Annotated in this window: 6 protein-coding genes; 4 read left to right on the top strand and 2 right to left on the bottom strand. The window is 64.7% G+C overall.

Going from position 1 to position 6160, the window contains the following annotated elements:
- Positions 1 to 86: 86 nt before the first annotated feature.
- Together D2K64_RS22585 and D2K64_RS22580 are read left to right on the top strand one after the other, a co-directional pair.
- On the top strand, positions 87 to 497 hold the full coding sequence (locus D2K64_RS22585) for a terminase TerL endonuclease subunit (protein WP_120010636.1): 411 nt from the start codon (positions 87 to 89) through the stop codon (positions 495 to 497).
- 484 nt (positions 498 to 981) lie between these two features.
- Complete coding sequence (locus D2K64_RS22580) at positions 982 to 1890, top strand: acetamidase/formamidase family protein (protein ID WP_120010635.1); 909 nt, start codon at positions 982 to 984, stop codon at positions 1888 to 1890.
- Between the two features lie 273 nt (positions 1891 to 2163).
- Here the strand turns inward: D2K64_RS22580 and D2K64_RS26350 are convergent, their stop codons facing one another.
- Positions 2164 to 2373, bottom strand: coding sequence for a DUF4214 domain-containing protein (locus D2K64_RS26350; protein ID WP_157986056.1), 210 nt, complete (start codon positions 2371 to 2373; stop codon positions 2164 to 2166).
- A complete protein-coding gene (locus D2K64_RS22570; RefSeq protein ID WP_120010633.1) occupies positions 2289 to 2606 on the bottom strand; it encodes a hydroxyethylthiazole kinase in 318 nt (105 codons plus the stop codon). Before D2K64_RS22570 ends, D2K64_RS26350 begins: the two co-directional genes overlap by 85 nt.
- Between D2K64_RS22570 and D2K64_RS22565 the strand changes: the two genes are divergently transcribed.
- Together D2K64_RS22565 and D2K64_RS25225 are read left to right on the top strand one after the other, a co-directional pair.
- Complete coding sequence (locus tag D2K64_RS22565) at positions 2597 to 4870, top strand: penicillin acylase family protein (RefSeq protein WP_120010632.1); 2274 nt, start codon at positions 2597 to 2599, stop codon at positions 4868 to 4870. The two genes, D2K64_RS22570 and D2K64_RS22565, sit on opposite strands and share 10 nt — an antisense overlap.
- 571 nt (positions 4871 to 5441) lie before the next feature.
- Positions 5442 to 5783 (top strand): transposase, encoded by a 342-nt coding sequence (locus tag D2K64_RS25225; RefSeq protein WP_202910798.1) that lies wholly within the window; start codon positions 5442 to 5444, stop codon positions 5781 to 5783.
- Positions 5784 to 6160 lie beyond the last annotated feature (377 nt).

The following is a 6160-nucleotide window of genomic DNA, read 5'->3' as shown; positions in this document are numbered from 1 at the left end:
AGGTCAGGCCAGAAGCGAATCACCATCTCCGCCGCGCAGGAAATCACACCAGAGTCAGTTCATCCGCTCGACGGTATGAGACGGACATGCAGATCGTCGAGGACGATCTCCGCACCCTGGCAGAACGGTTCCGGGTCAGGAGCCTGGCCTTTGATCCCTGGCAGGCGCGACAGATGCGCCAGTCCCTCGCGGCGGACGGGCTGCCGGTGGTGGAGTTCCCCATGCGCACCGGAAACCTCTCGGAGCCCACCAAGGAACTCGGCGCGGCGATGCTGGCCGGCCGGGTGCGGCACCAGGGCAACCCGGTGCTGGACTGGTGCCTCGGCAACGTGGTCAGGCACTACGACGCCAGGGGCAACGTCTACCCACGCAAGGCCCGACCGGAGCAGAAGATCGACGCCGCCATGGCGCTGATCATGCCGCTGGGGCGGGCGACCAGCGACAGCACCGCGGAGGGCTGCATCAGCGACTTCCTGGCCCATCCTCTGGTCATGTGATGATGGTGGCCTGCGTCCAGCCTCACCGTCGGCGGCAGCTACGACAACCCGCTGGCCCAAACCATCAATGGCCTGTCGAAGACACAAGGCGATCTGGCGCTGTGGGCCCTGGCCTAACACGGAGGTCGCCGAGTTCGCCATCCTCGAATGGGTGGACCCGTACAGTCACCGCCGCCTCCTCGATTCGATCGGGCACATGCCGCTCGTCGAGGCAGAGGCGCTCTATGACGCTACGCTTGAGAACTCGCCCTGGCAGCCTAACCTAAACCCACCAGCCTTCGGAAAACCTGATGCGGCTCGGCAGCAACACCGGATTTCTCTTGGTTGCCGTCGTCAGAGTCAAAGTACTGGTTAGACCGTGACGATTGCTCCGCTTGCCCACGGCCCTTGACCGATATCCGGAGCGGCTCCTAGCGTGCTGAGCGCTTTTGCGACACGCACCGGTCGGATGCGACTTGCGTAAAAGATCTTTTGGGGAGCACCGATGGTCAAACACCGCTTCCATCCCATCCGATACTTCAACGCCATCGGCACCGCTGAGCCATGCCTCCGCATCGCTGACGGCGACACGGTGGTGACCGATACGGTTGATGCGTCCGGCCTCGACGCGCGCGAGGTTGCCGTTGCCAGCCGTCCGAACCCAATGACCGGACCATTCTTCATCGAAGGTGCCGAGCCAGGGGACACGCTGGCCGTTCGCATCGATCGGCTGACGCCGAGCCGAGCAACCGGCTGGACCTATTCACCCCTCGCACTCACCGTACTGGATCCGGCGGCGGTCATTGATCGGCTACCTCAACAGCGCGCTGTTTGGGATATCGACAGCAAAACGGGAACAGTGCGGCTACAAGAGCCGGGGAAAGGGCTTGAGGATTTTGCGCCGCCGGTCCAACCCATGATCGGCTGCTTCGGGGTTGCGCCGGCGGGAGGGCAGGCCCTCTCCACAGCGACCAGTGCGCAGAACGGTGGCAACATGGATTACCGATTGTTTGCACCGGGGACAACGGCTTGGTTCCCAGTCTCCGTCCCAGGAGCGCTCTTTTATCTAGGCGACGGCCACGCCTGCCAGGGTGACGGCGAGATCACCGGCACGGGCATTGAAACCTCCTTCGAGATGGAGGTGACATTTCACGTACTGAAGCGGACCATAACTTGGCCGCGCGGCGAGACGGCTGAAGAGATCTTCACAATTGGCAATGCGCGTCCGCTCGATCAGGCACTCCAGCACGCCACAACGGAAATGTCGGCTTGGCTCGGCGAGGATTTTGGGCTGGACCCCCGGGCTGCCAGTCATCTGATGGGCCAAGTCGTCCGCTATGATGTGGGCAATGTTTTCAACCCCGCATTCACGGTCGCTTGCCGGATTTCCAAGCGCTGGCTGACCAAGCGGTAGGAGGCGAGAAAGGCTTCGGCAGGGTGCAGGAGGCTCGGAACCCCTTCTGTCCCGGCCGGGCGGCGGAGGGACGACTGACCGCCGCGCCCGGCAACGAGACGGACATGCAGGCCGTCGAGGACGATTTCCGCACCTTGGCGGAACGGTTTCGGGTCAGGAGCCTGGCGTTTGATCCCTGGCCGGCGCTGCCTCGCTAAGTGCGCTGCAGCCCAGGCACCTCTTCCCGGATCTCAGGCCCCATGGCCGCCGTGGATCCATTAGCGGGATCACTCGTCATCCAGATGCTGGTCGGCCGCTGATTGCACTCCGTGCAGCGGAACTCTGACGCCATGTCGGCCAGCGTGCGGTTCGGTTTTCAGCCGCAGTCTGGAGGCGGTTCTCCGCACTTTCGGAGAAGTTCACCAGGAGCTGCTCGCGTGACATGCCGGCGTTGAGTGCGCCAGTGTAAGCCTGGAGCCACGTCGCCTGTGGCTCTCGGCCCAAGACGTTGCGGTAGAGCAGAGCGACCAGATCGCCGTTGGGCGGGGTTTCGCGGCCAGATGCATAGCGGCACGCTGGGGCGCCATCAGCGTACCGATATCGATGACCAAGGCCGCGGCATGGCTGAGGAATTCCTCCGCCTCCTGCTCCACCTGCACCTTGGCGGGAGAGGCGCCGATGGCCAGCAGGCGCCGCCCTCCGCCGCGCCAGAGCTCCGGACCGGTTGATGTCTTCATGCGCGGCTGATAGCTACCTCGGTCGGAGAACCGTTGCCGGAAACGCAAACAGGCATGATGATCCCCGGCCCTGGGCGTTCGGAGGTCATCGCGTGTCAGAAACCACCCATCTCGCCGGCGTTTCCGGCAAGGTCGAAATCGTCCGCGATGATGTCGGCATCCCGCACATCTTCGCCTCCAGCTCCGCCGACCTGCAATTCGGACTCGGCTTCGCCATGGCGGAGGACCGGCTCTGGCAGATAGACCGGCTGCGCCGCCGTGCCCTGGGCCGTCAAGCGGAAGTGATGGGGCAGGCCTATCTGGCCACGGATATCGCCCACCGCACTGTGGGCCTGCCAGAGATCGCTGGGCGGGAGGCCGAGGCGATGGACCCGATCACCGCCCCGCTGGTGGACGCCTTCGTCGCAGGCATCAATCGCGGCATCGCGGTGCTGGAGCTGCCGCCGGAATTTGGCATCCTCGGCTATAAGCCCGAGCCCTTCACGCGCGTCTGTGTGGTAGCCATCGCCCGTGGGCTGTGGTGGTCGCTAAATGGCCGTATCGACCGCCTTGCTGCCGCCGAGGCGGCCCGCTTCCTGCCCGAACGGCTGCGTGAGGACTACCTGACGCCGGAAGGCTCGGACAACCTTATCCTTCCGTCGCCCGCCTTCTCGCCGCCTCACGCCGCTGGCACAGATGACGCAACCGGCAGCAACAACTGGGCTCTGAACCCGGCTCTGACCGGCGGCAGCGCCATCCTGGCGGGCGACCCACATCAGCCCTTCTGGGTGCCGTCCTCCTGGTATGAGTTCGCGCTGCATGGGCCCGAGGATAATGCTGCCGGCTGCGGCCATCCCGGCGTGCCCGGCCTGTTGTGGGGCAGCAATGGCACGATAGCTTTCTGCCTAACCAATAACATGGCCTCGACGCGCGACCTCTATGCCGAGACGGTGAACCCCGACGATGCCGCCCAGTATTGGGACGGCGAGGGCTGGAGAGCCTTCGAGGAGACCACCGAAGTCATCTACGTGAAGGATGCGCCGGACCACAGCCTGACGATTCGCCGCACCGTGCGCGGCCCGATCGTCAATGCGCTGGTTCCTCCCCTCACCGAAGGTGGCGATCCGCCGCTTTCGCTCCGCTGGGTCGGCATGGAGCATATCGACGATATGCGCGCCCTGGTGAATTTGTCGCGCGCCAAGAACTGGGATGCCTTCCGCAATACGCTGCGCGACTGGTCCGTTGCTGTGTTCAACTGGATCTATGCCGATATTCACGGCAATGTCGGCTATCAGATGGCCGGCCGCCTGCCGCTGCGGCCCCGCTTCGCCTATGGCTACCGCGACGCCACCAACCCGGACGACCGGTGGTCCGGCTATATTCCCTTCGAGCAACTGCCCCACAGTTACAACCCGCCGCGCGGCTATGTCGCCTCGGCCAACCAGCGAGTCATTCCCCCGGAGCAGGAGCCGATGATCTACGGCGCTTACTCCCAGGGGCATCGCGGCATCCGGCTGGACCAGATCTTCACCGCTCCCTCCACGCATAACCGTGCTGCCACTATCGCCGTCCAAAACGATGTGGTGAATACGCGGGCCCAGCGCTTGGTGCCCGCCATCCTGCGCCTGCTGCCTGCGGAAGACCCGGTCGCCCGCATCCTCGGCAGCTGGGATTTCGCATATACGCTCGAGAGCGCGGCGCCCACCGTCTTTGAGACCTTCATGTTCCTGTGGCAGCGTGCCATCGTCGCGGCACACATGCCGGCCCGCCTGCGCGATCTTGTCGTGCAGCAGACCGGTCTGGGATGCGCCATGCTCCTGGAGCCGGAGCGCCCCTTCTTCCCCGAGGGCACTGGGGCCGTGGCACGCGATGTCGCCGCCAAGGTGCTCGACACGCTCTGCGACCGCCTGGGGGTGGACGGGGCCGCTTGGGTCTGGGGCAAAGTGCATCTAGCGCATTGGAAACACCCGCTGTCCAACGCCGAGCGCAGCGCGACCTTCGATATCGGCCCCGCCGCGGTGGATGGCGGCTCGCATACCCTGCGCAATACCGGCGGCGAGCTTCCACCGCACAACGCAGCTTCCGGCGCGGAATACCGCATCGTGGTGGACTTTGCCGAGCCGGACCGTTTCCTTGCTGTGCAAAACATCGGCAATTCCGGCATTCCGGGGCACAAGCATTACAGTGACCAGTTCGTACCCTGGCTACGCGGCGACTATCACACGGTGCATCTCAACCGTGAACATATCTCCGTGCAGAGCGTGACCGTGCTTGTGCCAACGTAATGGAGCCGAACAATCGCGCCTTGCCACGGGAAGACTCGCTGGAATTCCCTTAATTCCTAAGCTCGACTTTGGCCATTTGAGGCGCAGGAGGTAACCGGAGGGACAGCGCAGGTCGTTCTCGGCTACGAGGTCGGCTATGATGGGTTCTGGCTGCACCGTCCTCTCACGGCCGAGGAGATCATTCGTTGGGTGATGGATCCAGACAGCCTGCAAGTCGCCCGGTGGGCACGGCACGCCAAGACTGATCGGCTGGACGCGGCGATGCTGCTGTGCGGACTGATGGCGTGGTGCCGCGGCGACCGGGCAGCCTGCCACATGGGGCAGGTGCGCACAGTGGAGCGCGAGGATGCACGCCGCACCCCCCCCCGTGAGCGCCAGCGGCTGATCGTCGAACGCGTGCAGTACGTGAACCGGATCAAAGGCCTGTTCGCCACTCAGGGCATCCACGACTATCTGCTCTTGCGACGCGATCGACGGGAGCGCCTTGAGGAATTGCGTACGGGCGACGGCCGGGCGCTGCCCGCCGCGCCTACGCCGGGAAGTAGAGCGCGAGTTCCTGCACCTGGAACTTGTGCTCAAGCAGATTGCAGTTGTCGAGGCCGAGCGCGATACCGCTGTCACGGCGGCGAGCCTTGATGACGCCGACGCGCCCAGGGCAGCACTGCTCGCCAGGCTCGGCGGCATCGGCCCCGAACTGGCGACTGTGCTGGTCCGCGAGGCGCTGTACCGCCCCTTTGCCATCGGCAAGGAGGTGGCCGCTAATGCCGGGCTCACGTCCAGTCCGTTCGCGAGCGGAGACCGGCACCAGGATCAGGTTATCTCCACGGCGGGCAACCTCCTCCTGCGCAAGAGCATGGTCGAGCTCGCTTGGCTGTGTTTGCGCTACCCGTCCGGTAGCGCTCTCGCATGCTGATTCACCGGGCGCCTCGGCGAGATCCGGGAACGCATCCGCAAGATCACCGCCGTTGCCCTAGCCAGGAAGCTGCTGGTCGCCCTGTGGCGCTGCGTCACCACCGGGTTGATACCCAAAGGCGCGCTTGAAGCCGCAGTGACCTGACCCACGATGTTCGACCGGCGGCGCCATCCGGCGCGCCGTGTCGGGCGGGCGTGGTGCGTGACCGAGCTCGACGGGATCCAAAAGGTCGTCGCCAAGGATGAGTCCCACCGCCCCGAGTCGGCCTGCCCTGAATGAGACACTTTGGTGGGAACGCTAATACCAAATCCCATTGATCAGAACCCATAAGCCCATTCGCGCAGGCCGATGGACATGATGCGCCAGGGCTGATCGAC

Source organism: Teichococcus vastitatis (assembly GCF_003604215.1).
Lineage (GTDB): Bacteria > Pseudomonadota > Alphaproteobacteria > Acetobacterales > Acetobacteraceae > Pseudoroseomonas > Pseudoroseomonas vastitatis.
This window is presented reverse-complemented; position numbering and strand designations above follow the sequence as displayed.